The organism is Streptomyces sp. NPDC004838, from assembly GCF_053600955.1.
The window spans coordinates 247,117-265,954 of record NZ_JBSGAW010000004.1; the positions used below are offsets into that span (position 1 = coordinate 247,117).

At 70.9% G+C, this 18,838-nt stretch carries 13 protein-coding genes; all 13 read left to right on the plus strand.

Annotated elements, in window-relative coordinates; translation table 11 throughout:
- The first annotated feature begins 162 nt into the window (after nt 1-162).
- A complete protein-coding gene (locus tag ACWEFL_RS07115; RefSeq protein ID WP_451708579.1) occupies nt 163-1,242 on the plus strand; it encodes a mechanosensitive ion channel family protein in 1,080 nt (359 codons plus the stop codon).
- A gap of 368 nt (nt 1,243-1,610) precedes the next feature.
- Nucleotides 1,611-2,816, plus strand: coding sequence for an ROK family transcriptional regulator (locus ACWEFL_RS07120; protein ID WP_451708582.1), 1,206 nt, complete (start codon nt 1,611-1,613; stop codon nt 2,814-2,816).
- A gap of 214 nt (nt 2,817-3,030) precedes the next feature.
- On the plus strand, nt 3,031-4,368 hold the full coding sequence (locus ACWEFL_RS07125; RefSeq protein WP_451708585.1) for an ABC transporter substrate-binding protein: 1,338 nt from the start codon (nt 3,031-3,033) through the stop codon (nt 4,366-4,368).
- A gap of 15 nt (nt 4,369-4,383) precedes the next feature.
- A complete protein-coding gene (locus ACWEFL_RS07130) occupies nt 4,384-5,325 on the plus strand; it encodes a carbohydrate ABC transporter permease (RefSeq protein ID WP_451708588.1) in 942 nt (313 codons plus the stop codon).
- A 1-nt stretch (nt 5,326) separates the two neighbouring features.
- A complete protein-coding gene (locus tag ACWEFL_RS07135; protein ID WP_451708591.1) occupies nt 5,327-6,241 on the plus strand; it encodes a carbohydrate ABC transporter permease in 915 nt (304 codons plus the stop codon).
- Nucleotides 6,242-6,250: 9 nt separating this feature from the next.
- Complete coding sequence (locus ACWEFL_RS07140; protein WP_451708593.1) at nt 6,251-7,516, plus strand: 6-phospho-beta-glucosidase; 1,266 nt, start codon at nt 6,251-6,253, stop codon at nt 7,514-7,516.
- Complete coding sequence (locus ACWEFL_RS07145; RefSeq protein WP_451708596.1) at nt 7,507-8,511, plus strand: N-acetylglucosamine kinase; 1,005 nt, start codon at nt 7,507-7,509, stop codon at nt 8,509-8,511. The genes ACWEFL_RS07140 and ACWEFL_RS07145 overlap by 10 nt, the downstream gene beginning before the upstream one ends.
- 450 nt (nt 8,512-8,961) lie before the next feature.
- On the plus strand, nt 8,962-10,434 hold the full coding sequence (locus ACWEFL_RS07150; RefSeq protein WP_451708599.1) for a hypothetical protein: 1,473 nt from the start codon (nt 8,962-8,964) through the stop codon (nt 10,432-10,434).
- A gap of 220 nt (nt 10,435-10,654) precedes the next feature.
- Entirely contained in the window at nt 10,655-11,608 is a 954-nt protein-coding gene (locus tag ACWEFL_RS07155) for a glutamate ABC transporter substrate-binding protein (protein ID WP_451708847.1), read from the plus strand.
- A 19-nt stretch (nt 11,609-11,627) separates the two neighbouring features.
- Nucleotides 11,628-12,965, plus strand: coding sequence for a hypothetical protein (locus tag ACWEFL_RS07160; RefSeq protein ID WP_451708601.1), 1,338 nt, complete (start codon nt 11,628-11,630; stop codon nt 12,963-12,965).
- Nucleotides 12,966-13,015: 50 nt separating this feature from the next.
- Nucleotides 13,016-15,742 carry a tetratricopeptide repeat protein gene (locus ACWEFL_RS07165; RefSeq protein ID WP_451708850.1) on the plus strand — a complete coding sequence of 909 codons (2,727 nt, stop codon included), beginning with the start codon at nt 13,016-13,018 and terminating at the stop codon, nt 15,740-15,742.
- 3 nt (nt 15,743-15,745) lie between these two features.
- Nucleotides 15,746-17,218 carry a PP2C family serine/threonine-protein phosphatase gene (locus ACWEFL_RS07170; RefSeq protein WP_451708604.1) on the plus strand — a complete coding sequence of 491 codons (1,473 nt, stop codon included), beginning with the start codon at nt 15,746-15,748 and terminating at the stop codon, nt 17,216-17,218.
- A gap of 220 nt (nt 17,219-17,438) precedes the next feature.
- Nucleotides 17,439-18,797: a vWA domain-containing protein gene (locus tag ACWEFL_RS07175; RefSeq protein ID WP_451708607.1), complete on the plus strand. Its 1,359-nt coding sequence runs from the start codon at nt 17,439-17,441 to the stop codon at nt 18,795-18,797.
- Nucleotides 18,798-18,838: the final 41 nt, after the last annotated feature.

Here is an 18,838-nt window from a genome sequence, read left to right on the forward strand (position 1 = left end):
AACGGGCTCAGAGTGTTTTCAACCACATCACATGAAAGGATCGCCTCCCCGGCGTTCATTCCCAGGTGAGCCTTGTCTCTCCCGCGGCTGCTGCCCCGGTGTGGACGGGATGCCCCGTTAGGGTGGTTGACCAGCCGTTCGCCATCCCTGGAGGTTCACTTCGTGACCGCCGTCTGGTCATCTCCCCCCTCGGCCACCGACCCGTCGACACCGCCCGTCACCTTCGACGAGGCGGCGGAGAAGGCGGGCAACGCGGCCGGTTGGGTGGAGGAGAACTGGTCCACCTGGTTGAACACGAGCCTGCGGATCGCGCTGATCCTGGTCGTCGCGCTGGTGCTGCGGATGCTCGTGCGCCGGGCCCTCACGAAGCTGATAGCGCGGATGAACCGCTCCGCCCAGGCGGTGGAAGGCACGGCGATCGGCGGCCTTCTGGTCAACGCCGAGCGGCGGCGCCAGCGCTCCGAGGCGATCGGATCGGTGCTCCGGTCGGTGGCGTCGTTCCTGATCCTCGGCACGGCGGGCCTGATGATCCTCGGCGCGTTCAAGATCGACCTCGCGCCGCTGCTGGCGTCGGCGGGCGTGGCGGGCGTGGCGATCGGTTTCGGCGCGCGGAACCTGGTCACGGACTTCCTCTCCGGCGTCTTCATGATCATGGAGGACCAGTACGGGGTCGGCGACTCGATCGACGCGGGCGTCGCCTCGGGCGAGGTGATCGAGGTGGGCCTGCGGGTGACGAAGCTGCGCGGGGACGACGGCGAGATCTGGTACGTACGCAATGGGGAGATCAAGCGGATCGGCAACCTCAGCCAGGGCTGGGCGACCTCGACGGTCGATGTCACCGTGCGTCCGTCGGAGGATCTGGACCGGGTACGCGCGGTGATCGGCGAGGTCGCGGACGACTTCGCGAAGGACGAGCCGTGGAACGAGCGGTTGTGGGGCCCGGTGGAGACCCTGGGGCTGACCGAGGTGCTGCTGGAGTCGATGACGATCCGGGTCGCGGCGAAGACGATGCCGGGCAAGGCGCTCAGCGTGGAGCGGGAACTGCGCTGGCGCATCAAGCGCGCGTTCGACGCGGCGGGCATCCGTATCGTCGGCGGTCTCCCGGCGGTCGAAGAGGCCCCGGCGCCCGACCCGACGGCCAACATGGCGCCTCCGTCCGCGTTGGCGAGCCCGCTCTCCCCGCAGTCGCAGGCGGCGTCCCCGATACCGCAGCCCGTATCGCCGCCGAACCTGTCGAAGTAGCGCCCCGCGCACTCCCTCCCGCAGAGCAAGGAAAAAGGGGGGCGGACACCCGGAAGGGTGTCCGCCCCCCTTTTTCTCGGTTCTCGCGCGTGCGCGCGGTCCGGGTGACGCGGACCACGACCGGGGGCCATGGAAAACACCGACGGGGTCTGCGGAAGGCACAGCCGGGGTCCGCGGAAGACGCGCCGAACAGGACGACGGGTCCCGCCGAACGCGGGCCGAGGTAACGCTTTGGTTGCCGCGGAAACCGTGTGGGCTCTGGCCATTGACGGCCCCCTAGCACCCCCCGTACCTTCCTTCCCACCCCGATAGGAAACTTTCCTAACAGTCCAGTGGGCCGTCCCAGCCGAAGGGCAGGTGCGTCAGTCGTGGCCGGTACGACACCCGGTACACCGCGCGTACTCCGTGCGATGAACGACCGTGCGGCGCTCGATCTGCTGCTGGAGCACGGCCCGCTCTCGCGCACCAGGATCGGGAAGCTGACGGGGCTCTCCAAGCCCACCGCGTCCCAGTTGCTGGTACGGCTGGAGGCGGCCGGGCTGGTCGTCGCCACCGGGACCACCGAGGGCCGCCCCGGACCCAACGCCCAGTTGTACGCGGTCAACCCGCGGGCCGCCTTCGCCGCCGGACTCGACGTCACCCCGCAGCGCATCCGCGCCGCCGTGGCCGACGTCACCGGGGCCCTGGCCGGCGAGTTCGAACTCCTGACGCCGGGCCGCCGCGCCGAGAGCGTCGTACGGCAGGTCACGGACGCGCTCGACGGGGCCGTCAAGGCTGCCGGGCTGACCCGCGCCGACGTCCACCGGCTCGTCATCGGGACGCCCGGCGCGTTCGACCCGTCCACCGGCCGGCTGCGGTACGCCTCGCATCTGCCCGGCTGGCACTCCCCCACGCTGCTCGACGAGTTGGCCGCCGTGCTGCCGATGCCCGTCGAGTACGAGAACGACGTCAATCTCGTCGCCCTCGCCGAACAGCGGCTCGGGGCCGCCCAAGGCCACGAGAACTTCATGCTGCTGTGGAACGAGGAGGGCCTCGGCGCCGCCCTCGTCATCGGCGGGCGGCTGCACCGCGGCTTCACCGGCGGCGCGGGCGAGGTCGGATTCCTGCCGGTCCCCGGCACCCCCTTGGTGCGGCAGGTGACCAGGGCCAACAGCGGGGGCTTCCAGGAGCTGGCCGGCGCCCAGTCGCTGCCACGGCTGGCACGGGAGCTGGGCGTGGAGGATGTCGGCCACGGCCACTACACCGAGGTCGCCGCCGAGTTGGTGGCCAAGGCCGCCGAGGCCGGATCGGGGCCGTACCGGCGGCTGCTCGACACCTACGCGACCGGGCTGGCCATCGGCCTCGCCTCCATGGTCGCCGTACTCGATCCCGAACTCGTCGTCCTGTCCGGCGAGGTGATCGTGGCAGGCGGCGAACCGCTGCGCGCCCGTGTACAGGCGGAGCTGACCGAGCTGGCCGCCTCCCGGCCCAGGCTCGTGCTCGGCTCCGTACGAGAACACCCGGTCCTGCGGGGGGCGCTGGAGAGCGCTCTGGCCGCCACGCGGGACGAGATCTTCGACACCTCCGCACACTGACCGCTCCCCCGCCGCGTCCCACCATCCACACCGCACCCGCCTCCCCCGGAACCCCGCACCGCCGAACGCCCGCGCTGACCCCGCACCGCTCGCACCCCGCACCGCTCGCACCCCGAACCGCTCGGAACGCCCTCGTCACCCCGCACCACGCTCGTCTCGTACCCCCGCATTGCGCTCGTCTCGCACCCCCGACCCGCCACAGGGAGACACCGCCATGTCCACACGCACCAGGAAGACAGCCGCGGCGCTGGCCGCGACCGCCGCGCTCTCCATGCTCGTCTCGGCCTGTACGGGGTCGAGTGAGAACACCGCCGAGGACGACCCCAAGGCCGAGACCACCCTCACGCTCTGGCACGGCTGGTCCGCGCCGAGCGAGGTCAAGGCGATGAACGACAACATCAAGCGCTTCGAGGCCGCCCACAAGAACATCAAGGTGAAGGCCGTCGGCAATATGACCGACGACAAGGTCAACCAGGCGCTGCGCGCGGGCGGTACGAACGCCCCGGACGTGGTGTCGTCCTTCAGCACCGACAGCGTGGGCAAGTTCTGCACCACGGGCGCGTTCGTCGACCTCAACCCGTACCTGAAGAAGGCGGACATCGACCCGGCGAAGGTCTTCCACAAGCCGCTGCTGGAGTACACGCAGTTCAAGGGCAACCAGTGCTCGCTGCCGCTGCTGAACGACGCGTACGGCCTGTACTACAACAAGGACGCCTTCAAGGCGGCCGGGATCACCGCCCCGCCCAAGACCTGGAGCGAGTTCGAGCAGGTCGCCCAGAAGCTGACCAAGGCCAAGGGCGCCGGCTACGAGCGGCTCGGTTTCATGCCGAACTACCACGGCTACGAGACGACTCCGATGCACTACGCCTCGCAGTGGTCCCCGACGTACTTCGACGCGGAGGGCAAGTCCAACGTCGCCAAGGACCCGGCCTTCGCGAAGATGATGACCTTCCAGAAGGGACTCGTCGACAAGCTCGGCGGCTTCTCCAAGCTGGAGAAGTACCGCAACACCTTCGGTGACGAGTGGGGCGCGGAGCACCCCTTCCACACCGGCCAGGTCGCCATGCAGCTCGACGGCGAGTGGCGGCTCGGGATGGCCAAGGACGCCGGTGTGAAGTTCGAGATCGGCACCGCGCCGCTGCCCGTCGCCGACGACCAGGTCGCCGACTACGGCAAGGGCTATCTCTCCGGCACGATCATGGGCATAGCCTCCACCAGCAAGAAGAAGAACGCCGCCTGGGAGCTGGTGAAGTACATGACCACCGACACCGCGGCGGTGGTGGCCTTCTCCAACGGCATCCGCAACGTGCCCTCCACGATCGCGGCCCTCGAGTCGCCCGACCTGAAGTTCGACCCGGCGTTCAAGACGTTCATCGACATCGCCAAGCACCCCAAGTCCAACACCACCCCGGCCAACGTCGACGGCGGCGCGTACCAGGTGACGTTCCAGGACTTCGGCTACCAGTACGAGTCGGGCAAGGCGAAGGACCTCCAGGCCGGTCTGGAGAAGACGGCGAAGCAGATCGACACCGACATAGCCAAGCAGCAGTAACGGAAACGCCCAGCGATGACCGAGCACACCCTGCGTTCGAAGCGCCGTAAGACGGCGCTTCGAACCGCGGCTTTCCTGTCGCCCTGGCTGATCGGCTTCAGCGTCTTCTTCGCATATCCGCTGATCTCGACCGTGTACTTCTCCTTCATGAAGTACGACGGCTTCCGTCCCCCCACCTTCAACGGGCTGGAGAACTGGACCTACGTCTTCAACGAGTACCCGCTGTTCTGGCCGGCCCTGCGGAACACGCTGTGGCTGGTGGTGGTGATGGTCGGCTGCCGGGTCGTCTTCGGGCTCGGCGTCGGACTGCTCATCACCAAGATCAAAACGGGTGCCGGAGTCTTCCGCACCCTGTTCTATCTGCCGTATCTGGCACCGCCGGTCGCGGCGACGCTGGCGTTCGTCTTCCTGCTCAACCCCGGTACGGGACCGGTCAACTCGATGCTCGAATCGATCGGACTGCCCGCCCCCGGCTGGTTCACCGACGCCGCCTGGTCCAAGCCCGCGCTCACCGCGCTCGCGCTCTGGGGCATCGGCGATCTGATGGTGATCTTCATGGCGGCGCTGCTGGACGTTCCCAGAGAGCAGTACGAGGCGGCCGAGCTGGACGGGGCCTCCTCCTGGCAGCGCTTCCGCTTCGTGACCCTGCCGAACATCTCGCCCATCGTGATGTTCGCCGTGGTCACCGGGGTCATCCAGACGATGCAGTACTACACGCAGCCGCTGGTCGCGGGGAAGGTCGCGTCCGGGATCATCGGCGGCAGCGGGCAGCAGTTCGAGCCCGGCTACCCGGAGAAGTCCACGCTGACGCTGCCGCAGCTGATCTACAACATCGGCTTCCAGCGCTTCGACTACGGAGCGGCGGCGGTCATCGCACTGGTCCTGTTCGTGCTCTCCATGTTCTTCACCGCGTTCCTGATGCGCCGGCGCGGCGGCCTCGTACAGGTGGGTGACTGACATGGCCCGGATACTCGACAAAGAGCCCGCCGCCGCGACCACGGGCCGCCCCGCCCGCGCCGGGGCGACACCCGCCGAGCGCACCGCCCGCCGCAAAGCGCTGCTCCACTGGATCGCGGTGCACTCCCTGGGCCTCGCGGCGGCCCTGTTCTTCGTACTCCCCTTCGTCTTCGTGTTCCTGACCTCGCTGATGAGCGACCAGCAGGCCCTCACCCGCGATCTCCTGCCGGACACCTGGGAGTGGGGCAACTACTCCAAGGTGCTGGACGCTCCGGGCTTCATGACCTGGTGGAAGAACACCCTGCTGTACGCGGGGCTCGGGACCGTCCTCACGGTGGTGTCCTCGATCCCGGTGGCGTACGCGCTCGCCAAGTTCCGCTTCCGCGGGCAGCGGCTGACGATGATGCTGGTCATCTCGATGATGATGCTGCCGCCGCAGGTCGTGGTCGTCCCGATGTACCTCTTCTGGGCGAAGGAGCTGGATCTGGCGGGCACGCTCTGGCCGCTGATCATCCCGATGGCGTTCGGTGACGCGTTCTCCATCTTCCTGCTGCGCCAGTTCCTGCTCACCATCCCCAACGAGTATCTGGACTCGGCGAAGGTGGACGGCTGCGGCGAACTGCGCACCCTGCTCAGGGTCGTGGTGCCGATGGCCAAGCCGGGCATCGCGGCGGTGGCGCTGTTCCAGTTCTTCTACGCGTGGAACGACTATTTCGGTCCGCAGATCTACGCCTCCGAGAACGCGGCCGCCTGGACGCTCAGTTACGGCCTGGAGTCGTTCAAGGGCGCGCACCACACCAACTGGAATCTGACCATGGCCGCGACCGTGCTGGTCATGGCCCCTGTGATCCTCGTCTTCTTCTTCGCCCAGAAGGCGTTCGTCGAGGGCGTGACACTGACCGGAGTGAAGGGGTAGGGAGTGCGGATGAAGCTCGCTGTCGTGGGTGGCGGATCCACCTATACACCGGAGTTGATCGACGGGTTCGCCCGGCTGAGGGACACGCTCCCGATCAGTGAGCTGGTGCTGATCGACCCGGCCGCCGAACGCCTCGAACTGGTCGGCGGACTCGCCCGGCGGATCTTCGCCGGGCAGGGCCACGAGGGGAAGATCGTCACCACCTCCGATCTGGACGCCGGGGTCGCCGGCGCCGACGCGGTGCTGCTCCAGCTCCGCGTCGGCGGGCAGGCGGCCCGGAACCAGGACGAGACCTGGCCGCTGGAGTGCGGCTGCGTCGGGCAGGAGACGACGGGCGCGGGCGGGCTCGCCAAGGCGCTGCGTACCGTGCCGGTCGTCCTCGACATCGCCGAGCGGGTCCGGCGGGCCAGCCCCCACGCCTGGATCATCGATTTCACCAACCCGGTGGGCATCGTGACGAGGGCTCTGCTGCAGGCGGGACACAAGGCCGTCGGCCTGTGCAATGTCGCCATCGGCTTCCAGCGCAAGTTCGCGAAGTTCCTCGACGTGGCGCCGTCGGAGGTCCATCTGGACCATGTGGGGCTCAATCATCTGACCTGGGAGACCGGGGTGCGGATCGGCGGCCCGGAGGGCGAGGACCGGCTGCCGGAACTGCTGTCCGGGCACGGCGAAGCCCTCGCCGACGAGCTGAGACTGCCGCCTGCGCTCCTGGACCGGCTCGGTGTCGTCCCCTCGTACTATCTGCGCTACTTCTACGCGCACGACGAGGTCGTACGGGAGCTGGGGACCAAGCCGTCACGGGCCGCGGAGGTCGCCGAGATGGAGCGGCGGCTCCTCGAGATGTACGGGGATCCGGCGCTGGACACCAAGCCCGAACTGCTGGCCCAGCGCGGCGGGGCGTTCTACTCGGAGGCCGCCGTCGATCTCGCGGCCTCTCTGCTCGGCGGGGGCGGCAGCCCCTACCAGGTGGTGAACACCCGTAACGACGGCACGCTGCCCTTCCTGCCGGACGACGCCGTGATCGAGGTCCAGGCCGCCGTCGGCCCGCGGGGCGCGACCCCGCTGGAGGTCGGCCGGGTGGACCCGCTGTACGCGGGGCTCATCGCCCAGGTGACCGCCTACGAGGATCTGGCGCTGGACGCCGCGCTGCGCGGCGGACGCGACCGGGTCTTCAAGGCCATGCTGTCGCATCCCCTGATCGGTCAGTACGCGTACGCCGAAGCGCTCACCGACAAGCTGATCGCGCACAACCGGGAGCACCTGGCGTGGGCGTGACCGCTTCAGTCCTCGCCATCGACGCGGGGAACAGCAAGACCGACGTGGTCTTCGTCGGAGCCGACGGTTCGGTCATCGCGTCGGCGCGGGGGCGACAGGGCTTCCAGCCGCCGAAGGTCGGCGTCGAGGCCGCGATCGACGCGCTCGCGGACACGATCGAGGCGGCGCTCGCGAGCGCGAGAGCGCAGGGGCGGCCCGTCGACGGCGTGGAGCATCTCTCGGCCTGTCTCGCCAACGTCGATCTCGCCGTCGAGGAGGAGGAATTGACGGCCGCGCTGCGAGCGCGGGAGTGGGCGCGTTCGACGACCGTGCGGAACGACACGTTCGCGATCCTGCGGGCGGGTCTCGACGAACCCCGTGGGGTGGCCGTCGTCTGCGGTGCGGGCATCAACTGCGTGGGCATGCTGCCGGACGGCAGGACGGCGCGCTTCCCGGCTATCGGCAAGATCTCCGGCGACTGGGGCGGCGGGCTGGGCCTCGCGGAGGAGTCCCTGTGGCACGCGGCCCGCGCGGAGGACGGCCGCGGCGAGCCGACGGCGCTCGCGCGCACACTGCCGGAGCACTTCGGCCTCGGCTCCATGTCCGCGCTGATCGAGGCGTTGCACCGGGGCGCGGTGCCGTACGCCCGCGTCCATGAGCTGACGCCCGTGCTCTTCGCCACGAGCGCGGACGGCGATCCGGTCGCGGGCGGGCTCGTGCGGCGGCTGGCGGAGGAGGTGGTGGCGATGTCGACGGTCGCGCTCGACCGGCTCGGTCTGCTGGACGAGGAGACGCCGGTGCTCCTGGGCGGCAGCGTCCTGGCCGCCCGCCATCCCGAACTGGAAGCCCATCTCACCGCGATGCTCGCCGCGAAGGCCCCCAAGGCGACGGTGGAGGTGGTCACGGCGCCGCCGGTCCTCGGCGCGGTGCTGCTGGGGCTCGATCACACCGGCGCGCCCGCGGCGGCGCACGAGCGCGTGCGGGCGCGGTACGCACCGGCCGAGCCGGTCCGGTGACCGGCCGCCCGGGACGGGCCGGGCCGGGTACGCGGGACGTGAGGGCGGGCGGTCCCGGCACACCAGGCGTCTCCGGGGGCCCGGAGACCGTCAGGGGGCCCTGAAGAGCGGGGGCGGGGCTGGGACGGTGGTCGGGGCGGGGGGTCCGGGGCACGGCGGAGGCAGGGCCGGGGCACGGTACGGGCTGGGCCGGGGCGCGGTACGGGCTGGGCCGGGGCGCGGTATGGGCGGGATACGGAAGAATGGCCGCCAGGTGCCCGAAATCGGGAACCGATCAGGCGCTTGAAGCGTATTCAGGGTGGGGAGATCACTGGCTGATCCACCACGGCAGGTTCAAGATCCAGTCAATCCTGCTGTGATTGTCGGTCATCGCGGTCATACTGCTGGCCAGGGGAATCCCCCCGACCCGCAGGGGAGCGGGCCGCCGTCAGCGACCGAGGGGGAGGTCTCGTGACATACCCGCCGAATGTGCGCACCACGCCTCAGTCGGCCCCGGCGTCCACACCGCCCGCACAGCCGCCCGGAACTCCCGTGTCCGGGACGGGGTCGGGGTCCGGGTCGGGGTCCGCTCAGGGAGGCGGCCTGCCGCCGTCGGCCCCGCACTCCGGCGCGCTCTCGGACTCCAGGACCCGGCTGCGCGCTGCCGCGACGACCGAGCCGGGACGGCTCCGGATCATCGGGGCCGTACTGGCGGCGCTGGTCATCGCGTTCGGAGCGGTCGCCGCGTTCGAGATCTCCGACCGCGCGTCCGCCGCCGATGACGTCGTGAGCCGCAGCCAGCCGCTCAGCGCGGACGCCGCGTCCGTCTTCCGCTCGCTCGCCGACGCGGACACGGCGGCGTCCAGCGGCTTCCTGGCCGGGGCCGCCGAGGAGCCCGCCGCGGTGCGCGAGCGGTACGAGAAGGACATCGCCCTCGCCTCCCGGCTGCTGATCAAGGCCGCGACGAACACGGACAGTTCCAGCGAGTCCGGCCGCCAGATAGCCACGCTCAACGAGCAACTGCCCCTCTACACGGGCCGCATCGAGACGGCGCGCGCGTACAACCGCCAGGGGCTGCCGCTCGGCGGCGCGTATCTGCGGTTCGCCAATGAGCAGATGACCAAGGTGCTGCTGCCGGCCGCGCAGAAGCTGTACGACGCGGAGACGGCCCGCCTGGACCGGGACGACAAGGACGCCCGCTTCCTGCCGGTGTTCTCGCTGCTGCTCGGTGTGAGTGCGCTGGGCGCCCTGGTCTGGGCCCAGAGGCGCGACTACCGGCGGACGAACCGGGTCGTCAACCAGGGGCTGCTCGCCTCGACCGCCGCCGCCACGGTCCTCCTGCTCTGGCTGGTCACCGCGCACACGGTCGCGAGTTCCGATCTGAACGAGGCGAGGACGAGCAGCCAGCACTCCCTCAAGGTGCTGAACGACGCCCGGATCAGCTCCTTGAAGGCCCGTGCCAATGAGAACCTCGTCCTGGTCGCACGGGGCGCGGTGCTCACCGACGACGGCAAGAACGACAAGTACGAGACCGAGTTCGGCGAGAACATGCGCGACCTCGGAGAGAACCTGAGCCAGGCCCGGCGCATCGCCGACGACGGCGAGGACGAGGACGGCGGTCCCCTCCAGATCGCGATCACGGGTGTGGCCGATTGGCGGGAACGGCACCAGGAGGCCAGCGCGACCGACAAGTCGGGGGACTACGACGGCGCACTGGACAAGGTCATCGGCCCGCACCCGGAGGGCTCCACCGGGGAGTCCTTCGACCAGGTGGACGCGGCGCTGGAGAAGGCACTCGCGCGTGAGCAGCGGCAGTTCACCCGGGCCGCCGAGGACGGGCGGTCCGCGCTGAGCGGGCTGCCGGCCGGAGCGGCCGCGCTGGGGGTGCTGGGCGCCCTGGGAGCCGTTCTCGGCGTCAACCGCAGGCTTTCGGAGTACCGGTGAGAGGGGAGGCGTGATGAGCGACAAGGAGACCGGAGCACATGCCGGAACCGGGACCGGTGCCGCGGCCGGAGACAGTGCCGCCGCCGGATCCGGCGCGGGCCCCCGTGCCGAGCCCGAGGCGGCCGGAGCGGACCGTGCGGGGCCCGAGGCGGCCGGGTCCCGCGCCGCACGGGTGCGCGCGGCCGGATTCAGCTTCCGGGGCTGGGGCGGTGTCACGAGCATGGCCGTCGCCTGCGCCGTGACCGCCGCCACCCTGATCCCGCTGTCGCGGGACGCCGGATCCGTCATCGCGGCACACGGCGAGGGCGTGCCGTCGGCGGCACCCGCCAAGGCGGCGGCCTGCACCGCGCCGGAGACGTCGCTGCCCCCGTCGTCCGCCGACGGACCGAACATCGACGTCATCAAGAAGCGCGGCAAACTGATCGTCGGCGTCGACCAGAACAGCTACCGCTGGGGCTACCGCAATCCCACCTCCGGCAACCTCGAAGGCTTCGACATCGATCTCGCGCGCGCCATCGCCGAGGACATCTTCGGCGACCCGGAGGCGGTCATCTTCCGCGCGATACCCACCAATCAGCGCATCCCCGCCCTGAACAACGACACGGTCGACATCGTCGTGCGCACGATGACGATCAACTGCGCCCGTATCAAACAGGTCGCGTTCTCGACCGCGTACTTCCAGGCCGGCCAGCAGGTCCTCGCCTCCAAGACGTCGCGCATCACCGGGTACGACGACTCTCTGAAGGGCAAGCGGGTCTGCTCCGCCGAGGGTTCGACGGCGTACGAGGCGCTGGAGAAGCAGTCGTTCGGCGCGATCTTCAAGGACAGGAACGACGGGAAGCCCGCGGACGAGGACATCCTCACCGTGCCGAACCAGCTCGACTGCCTGGTACGCCTCCAGGAGGGACTCGTCGACGCCGTCGTCACGGACAACGCGCTCGGCGCCGGCCAGGCGGCCCAGGACCCGGCCATCGAGCTGAAGGGCGGCAAGCCCTTCACCACCGAGTACTACGGCGTCGCCACCAAGCTCGGCAAGGACGACCTGGTCAGCCGGATCAACCAGGTGCTGGAGGATTACCGTCCGGTCCGCTGGAAGGCCGCGTACGCAAAATGGCTGAAGGCCGATCTGCCCGGGATATCCGAGGCGCCCAAGCCCAAGTACCGCACCGGCTGACCGACGAAAGAGGTGATCGATGGGCGTCGCTGGACCCTTGCCCGGCTCCGGGAGACCCCATGGGCCGGTGATGGACCGTGACGAGGTGGACCGTGCGCTGACGCGGCTCGACGCCGAGCACGAGGCGATCGAGACCTCGCTGCTCGCCCTTCAGGACCACGCGGGCCGCAGACTCCTCGAAGGCGCGGAGCTGACCGGGGTCACCAAGGACCGGTGGGCCTCCACCGAGCAGGCGATCACCCTGCTGTGGGGGTACTTCGACGCGTACACCGCCGCCCTGACGGACATCCGCGAAGTGCGGGCGCGCCGCCGCTGGTCGAGCCGTGACGATCTGGTGGAGCTGACGGAACGGCTCCGCGGCCCCAGTGTGACCATGGCGAACCGCGCCGCCCACACCACCCCCTCGATCGCCGGACCCGCCAGGCTCTCCGAGCAGTTCACCCTCGCGGAACTCGTCGAGCGGATGAACGAGCTGTACGCGTCCTCGCTGAACATGGTGGTGACGGCGGACGCGGTCTGGTCGGCGCTGCCCGCGCGGATCGATCTGCTCGCCGCGGAACTGCAACGCACCCGTTCCCTCGCCCACTCCGTCGGCGTACGGCCGGGGGAGCACCCGTCCGGCGACGAGCTGGAGTCGATCACCCAGGAGCTGGCCACCCTCCGCGCCCAGGTGATCTCCGATCCGCTGGCCTTCTGGCGTCCCGCGCCCGGCAGTTCGGCGCCGGGCGGCGGCCGCCCCGACACCGACCGCTACGACCGTGCGGCCCGCGCGCTGGAGGACGTCCGCCGGGAGATCGAGGCGGTGCTCGGGGTCCGCCAGGACTCCGAGGAGCGGCTGATCAGGGTGCGCGATGTGCTGTCGCGGGCCGACCGCACCCTGTCCGAGGCGCGTTCCGCGCGCGGCGAGGTGCTGGCGAAGATCGCCGCGTCGGAGGTGCCCGCCGTCAGCGGTCCGCCGACGGCGCTCCACGAGCGGCTGGCGACCGCCGCCGAGTACCGCAGGCACTCCCGGTGGCACCGGCTGTCACCCCTGCTGGAGTCCCTGGAGCGTGAGGCCGACGACGAGTTGCTGCGCGCCCGCGAATCGCTGACCGCGGTCACCGCGCCGCTCGCGGTCCGCGCGGAGTTGCGCGGCCGGCTGGACGCGTACAAGGCGAAGGTGGCCCGGCACGGTTTCGCCGAGGACCCGATGCTGATCGAGCGGTACGACGCGGCCCGCAGGATGCTGTGGAGCGCGCCGTGTGATCTGCGGGTGGCCGAGCAGGCGGTGCTGCGCTACCAGCAGGCCGCCGCGGAGGCCCTGACCCCTTCGGAGTCCGGACGGTCCGGGCCCGCCGACCGCAGGAGGGATTCGTGAGCGAGAACGAGAGCTGCCAGCGGCCCGGCTGCGACGGCCGCTACGAGGACATGGGCGGCGGCGAGCTGTACTGCGACACCTGCGGCCTCGCGCCCGTCGTCGCGACCGGTGGCACCGGCGGGGCAAGTTCCCGCGCCGGCGCGGGCGGCAGCTCATCGGCGCGGAGCAGTTCCCGCGCCTCGTCGCGCGCGTCCTCGCGTGCCTCCTCCCGTTCGTCGACGTCGCGCCGGTCGGTCTCGGGGCGGCTCTCCCGCTCGCTCGCCGGGTCCAGCACGTCGACCCGCTCGGTGTCGGTGCGCGCTTCCGGCGGCTCCGCCCAGGCGTCCGGACGCAACCGGCTGGGCGCGGGCCTGGTGACCGTGCCCGAGGTGCCGCGCCCCGACCCGCGCTCGGCGGTGATGGCCGACCCCGAGGTCCCCGAGCGCAAGCGGTTCTGTTCCCGTTCCGACTGCGGTGCCCCGGTGGGGCGTTCGCGCGGTGAGCGCGCCGGGCGCACGGAAGGGTTCTGCACGTCGTGCGGACACCCGTACTCGTTCGTGCCCAAGCTCGCCGGGGGCGACATCGTGCGCGGACAGTACGAGGTACTCGGCTGTCTCGCCCACGGCGGCCTGGGCTGGGTCTATCTGGCGGTGGACCGCGCGGTCTCCGACCGGTGGGTGGTCCTCAAGGGCCTGCTGGACACCGGTGACCAGGACGCGATGGCCGCGGCGATCTCGGAGCGGCGGTTCCTCGCCGAGATCGAGCACTCCAACATCGTCCGCATCTACAACTTCGTCGAGCACCTCGACCAGCGGACCGGCTCCCTCGACGGCTATATCGTCATGGAGTACGTCGGCGGGAAGTCCCTGAAGGAGATCGCGAACGACCGGCGCGACGCGTCGGGCAAGCGGGACCCGCTGCCGGTGGAGCAGGCGTGCGCGTACGGCATCGAGGCGCTGGAGGCGCTCGGCCATCTGCACAGCAGAAACCTGCTGTACTGCGACTTCAAGGTCGACAACGCCATCCAGCAGCAGGATCAGCTCAAGCTGATCGACATGGGCGCGGTCCGGCGGATGGACGACCAGGAGTCCGCGATCTACGGCACCGTCGGCTACCAGGCCCCGGAGGTCGCCGACGAGGGCCCCTCGGTCGCCTCCGACCTCTATACCGTCGCGCGCACGCTGGCCGTGCTGACCTTCGATTTCCAGGGCTACACGAACGTGTTCGCGGACTCCCTGCCCGATCCGGAGAACATCGAGGTCTTCCGGACGTACGAGTCGTTCTACCGGCTGCTGGTCCGCGCGACGGACCCCGATCCGGCGCGGCGGTTCGCCTCGGCCCAGGAGATGGCCGAGCAGCTGACGGGCGTTCTCAGGGAGGTCGTCGCGATCCAGACGGGCCGTCCGCGGCCGTCGCTGTCGACCCTGTTCGGGCCGGAGCTGAAGGTCACGGACACCCAGTTGTTCGCGGAGCTGTCCGAGGATGTGTCGGCGCTGGGCGTGCGGCCCCTCAAGGGGGCGCGGAAGCCGGCGGCCGCGCTTCCCAGTGGCGCGATCACCCGCCAGGCGGGTGCGGGAGCGGACGGTGCCGTGGCCCCGGCAGCCGTCACGGCCGGCGGCGGTACCGGCGGGCTCCCGGCCGGCGCCCTTCCGGCAGGCGGGGGCACGGCAGGCGGGGGCACGGTCGCCGTTCCCACCGCCGGGGCCACGGCCTCCCCCGGAACCACGGTCACCCCCGCAACCACGGTGACCGCGGTGACCGCGGGGGCCGCGGTGACCGCGGGGGCCGCGGGGGCTCTGCTGAGCGGGGCCGTGAGCGGGCGGCTGGCACCGCATCTCGTGGCGCTCGACACCCCCGCCGTCTCCCTCGCGCTGCCCGTCCCCCGCGTCGATCCGGGCGATCCGAACGCGGGCTTCCTCGCGGGGCTGATGGCCTCCGCCCCCGCCGAACTGATCTCGGCGCTCCAGTCGGCCCCGGCGCACTCCCCCGAAACACGCCTGCGTGAGCTGCGCGCCCGGCTGGAAATGGGGGAACTGGAGTCCGCGGCCCAGGTCCTGGACGCCCTGGAGACCCAGCACTCCGACGACTGGCGGGTCGTCTGGTACCGCGGACTCAGCTCGCTGGTGACCGGGGACCACGAGGCGGCGGCGCTCTCCTTCGACGCGGTGTACGACGCGTTCCCCGGCGAGCCCGCGCCCAAGCTCGCGCTGGGCGTCTGCGCCGAGATCCTCGGCCAGCTCGACAACGCGGCCGAGTACTACCGACTGGTGTGGGCGACCGATCCGAGCTATGTCAGCGCCGCGTTCGGCCTGGCCAGGGTGCAGCTCGCCGCGGGCGACCGGGCGGGGGCCGTACGGACCCTGGAGTCGGTGCCGGAGGCGTCGATCCACTACACGGCGGCTCGGGTCGCCGCCGTACGGTCGAGGCTGCGGCGGCGCGCCCCGCACGATCCGCTGATCGACGATCTGTCCGCGGCGGCGTCGCAGGTCGAGGCGCTGAAGGACTTCGGCCTCGACCCGGTGCGCCGGGAGCAGCTCTCCACAGAGGTTCTCGGCACGGCACTGGACTGGGTACTCTCCGGTAGTCCCGGAGCACCGCCGTCCGTACCGGGTTCGGCGAGTACGTCACGGCGGGCCGGTGTGCCCTCCGTACTGCTCGGCAGCGAACTGGACGAACGCGGCCTCCGCTTCGGGCTGGAACGCTCCTACCGGGTACTCGCCCGGCTCGCCCAGCGGGGCGAGGAGCGGATGGAACTGGTGGAGCGCGCGAACCGCTTCCGCCCCCGGACGTGGGTGTGATCGATGCCGTCGCAGATGCATCAGCCGGCCGGGGCGAACTGCCCCGGCTGCGGCGAACCGGTGGAGAACGACGACCGCTTCTGCGGCGCGTGCGGCCATGACCTCTCGGCCGTCGCCGCGCCGCCGCCCGGCGCCGACCGTCCGACGCTCGCCATCGGCGTCCCGGTCGAGTGGCCCAGGGCGACCGGCACGGACAGCCGGGGCGTCCCCGCGCCCGTCCATCTGCCGAGCGACCTCCCGGGCACGGACTCGGCGGGCGTCCAACTCCCCGTGTACGGAGCCACACACGCGAACACCGCGTCGGCGTCCGGCCCTCCCCGTCCCCGGCACGCTCCGGGCGGAAGCGGTCCGACCCCGTCACCGGCCTCGGGTGCGGACGACACGGGCGGGCGTCTCCCGCACTCACCTCACTCCCCGCACTCCTCGCAGACTCCTCAGTCCGACCAGGCCCCATCGTCGGCGCAGGCAGCGGTCGCGGCCGATCCACGGGCGGTGGATCCCGTGGTCGCGGCAGCTCCGGCCGTCGGCGGCAAGGTCTGTGTCGCCTGCCGGGCCGGCCATGTCGACACCGACGGCTACTGCGAGAACTGCGGCCATGCCCAGCCCCGTAAACGGGACCACATGGAGCAGGAGTTGGGCGCGGTCGCGGCCGTGAGTGACCGGGGACTGCGGCACCACCGCAACGAGGACGCCTTCGCAGTCTCGTCCACCGCGCTGCCCGACGGATCACCGGCCGTCGTCGCGATCGTCTGCGACGGGGTCTCGTCGGCCACCCGTCCCGACGAGGCGTCACAAGCCGCGGCCACGGCGGCGAACGAACTGCTGCTCGAGGCGCTACCGCGCGGCACACACCCCCAGCAGGCCATGCGCGACGCGATCCTCGCCGCCGCCACGGCGGTCAACTCCCTTGCCGCGCACACACCGCACGGCGACGCGATGGACCACGACCCGCACCGCCACCAGAACGCGCCCGCCTGCACGATCGTCGGCGCGGTCTCGGCCGGCGGACTGCTGATCGTCGGCTGGGTCGGCGACAGTCGGGCCTACTGGGTGCCCGACGACCGCGGCGGACCGTCCGCCCGGCTCACCGAGGACGACTCCTGGGCGGCCCAGATGGTGGCGGCCGGGCTGATGAACGAGGCCGAGGCGTACGCGGACGAGCGCGCCCACGCCATCACCGGTTGGCTGGGAGCCGACGCGTATGAACTGGAGCCGCACACCGCGGCTTTCAAACCGGATCGCTCGGGTGTGGTCGTGGTCTGCACGGACGGGCTGTGGAACTACGCCGAGGGCGCGGACGAGATGGCGAGGGTCCTCCCGCCCGACGCGGCGGACCGCCCGCTGCACAGCGCCCAAGTCCTGGTCGGGCACGCCCTCGACGGTGGCGGGCACGACAACGTAACAGTGGCGGTCCTGCCGTTCGCGGTGGCGCGGCAAGGGGCAGGATCGGCCTACACCACCTACAACACGGCGTGAGCACGGTTCGTCCACCACGTGTTCACCGACTCGTCGAGCCCGAGCCGTTCAGCGGCCGCTGTGCCCGCTCGCGTCCGGCGTCTTCTCCACGAGCGGGCCTCCGGACGGGCCCGGACCGCCTACCCCGTACGCCCGCTTTCCCACCGCCCGGCCCGTTGTTGAATTGCCGACTTTCCGCTGACCGGCCCTCCCCGAGTGGAGCGCTCAAGGAGCCCATCAGATGGCCAATTTCTCCAAGTCCCAGGTGCCTCAGTTCTCCGTCGAGGTGTACCAGAACGAGTTTCTGCCGGAGGGCGGCCGCGAGGTGAGCGCGATCGTGACCGTCACCTCCACCGGCGGAGGCACCAGTGGCGGGGCTCCCCTGACGGGCGCTTCGGCGTCGCCTTCCGCCGTCCCCTCGCCCGCGCCGGGCGCCGCCGTTGTGATCATGGTCGACTGTTCCGGTTCGATGGACTACCCGCCGACGAAGATGCGGAACGCCCGCGATGCCACGGCCGCGGCCATCGACACCCTCCGCGACGGTGTGGAGTTCGCGATCGTCGCCGGCACGCATGTGGCGAACCAGGTCTATCCGCGTGGCGACGGACTCGCGGTGGCGGGGGCCGAAACCCGCGCCGAGGCGAAGCAGGCGCTGCGCCGCCTCACCGCCGGCGGCGGCACCGCGATCGGCACCTGGCTGCGGATGGCGGACCGGCTGCTGGCCACCTCCGAGGGCCGGATCCTGCACGGCATCCTGCTGACGGACGGGCGGAACGAGCACGAGTCGCCGGAGAATCTGCGAGCCGTGCTGAACGCCGTGACCGGCCGGTTCACCTGTGACGCCCGTGGTGTCGGCACCGACTGGGAGGTCAAGGAGGTCACGGGCATCGCGTCCGCGCTGCTGGGCACGGCGGACATCGTCGCCGATCCGGCCCATCTGGCTGCCGACTTCACCGAGATGATGGAGAACGCGATGGACAAGGAGGTCGCGGATGTGGCGCTGCGGCTGTGGACGCCCGTCGGTGTGGAGATCAAGTTCGTCAAGCAGGTGGCCCCCACGGTCGAGGACTTGACCGGCCGGCGTACGGAGGCGGGGCCCCGCGCCGGGGACTATCCGACCGGTTCCTGGGGCGACGAGTCACGTGATTATCACGTCTGCGTCCAGGTGCCGGACGCGGACCTCGGTCAGGAAATGCTGGCGGCCCGCGCCTCGCTGATCATCCCGGCGTCCGACGGAGGCACGCCCGTGGTGCTCTCCCAGGGGCTGATACGAGCGGTGTGGACGGATGACATGGCCGCCTCCACCTCGATCAATCCCCAGGTCGCGCATTACACGGGGCAGGCCGAACTGGCACAAGTCATCCAACAGGGGCTGGATGCCCGCAAGTCGGGAGATATCGACGGAGCGACGGCGAAACTGGGCCGGGCCGTGCAGTTGGCGGCGGCGTCCGGGAACGAGGACACTGCGAAACTCCTTTCGAAGGTGGTGGACGTGGTCGACGTAGCGACAGGTACTGTGCGACTGAAAGCGAAGGTCGCGGACGCCGACGAGATGACACTCGAAACGCGTTCCACCAAGACGGTTCGCGTCAAGAAGTAGCTGCGGCAGCAGCACGAGCAGCGGCCCACGGGCCGGACGAG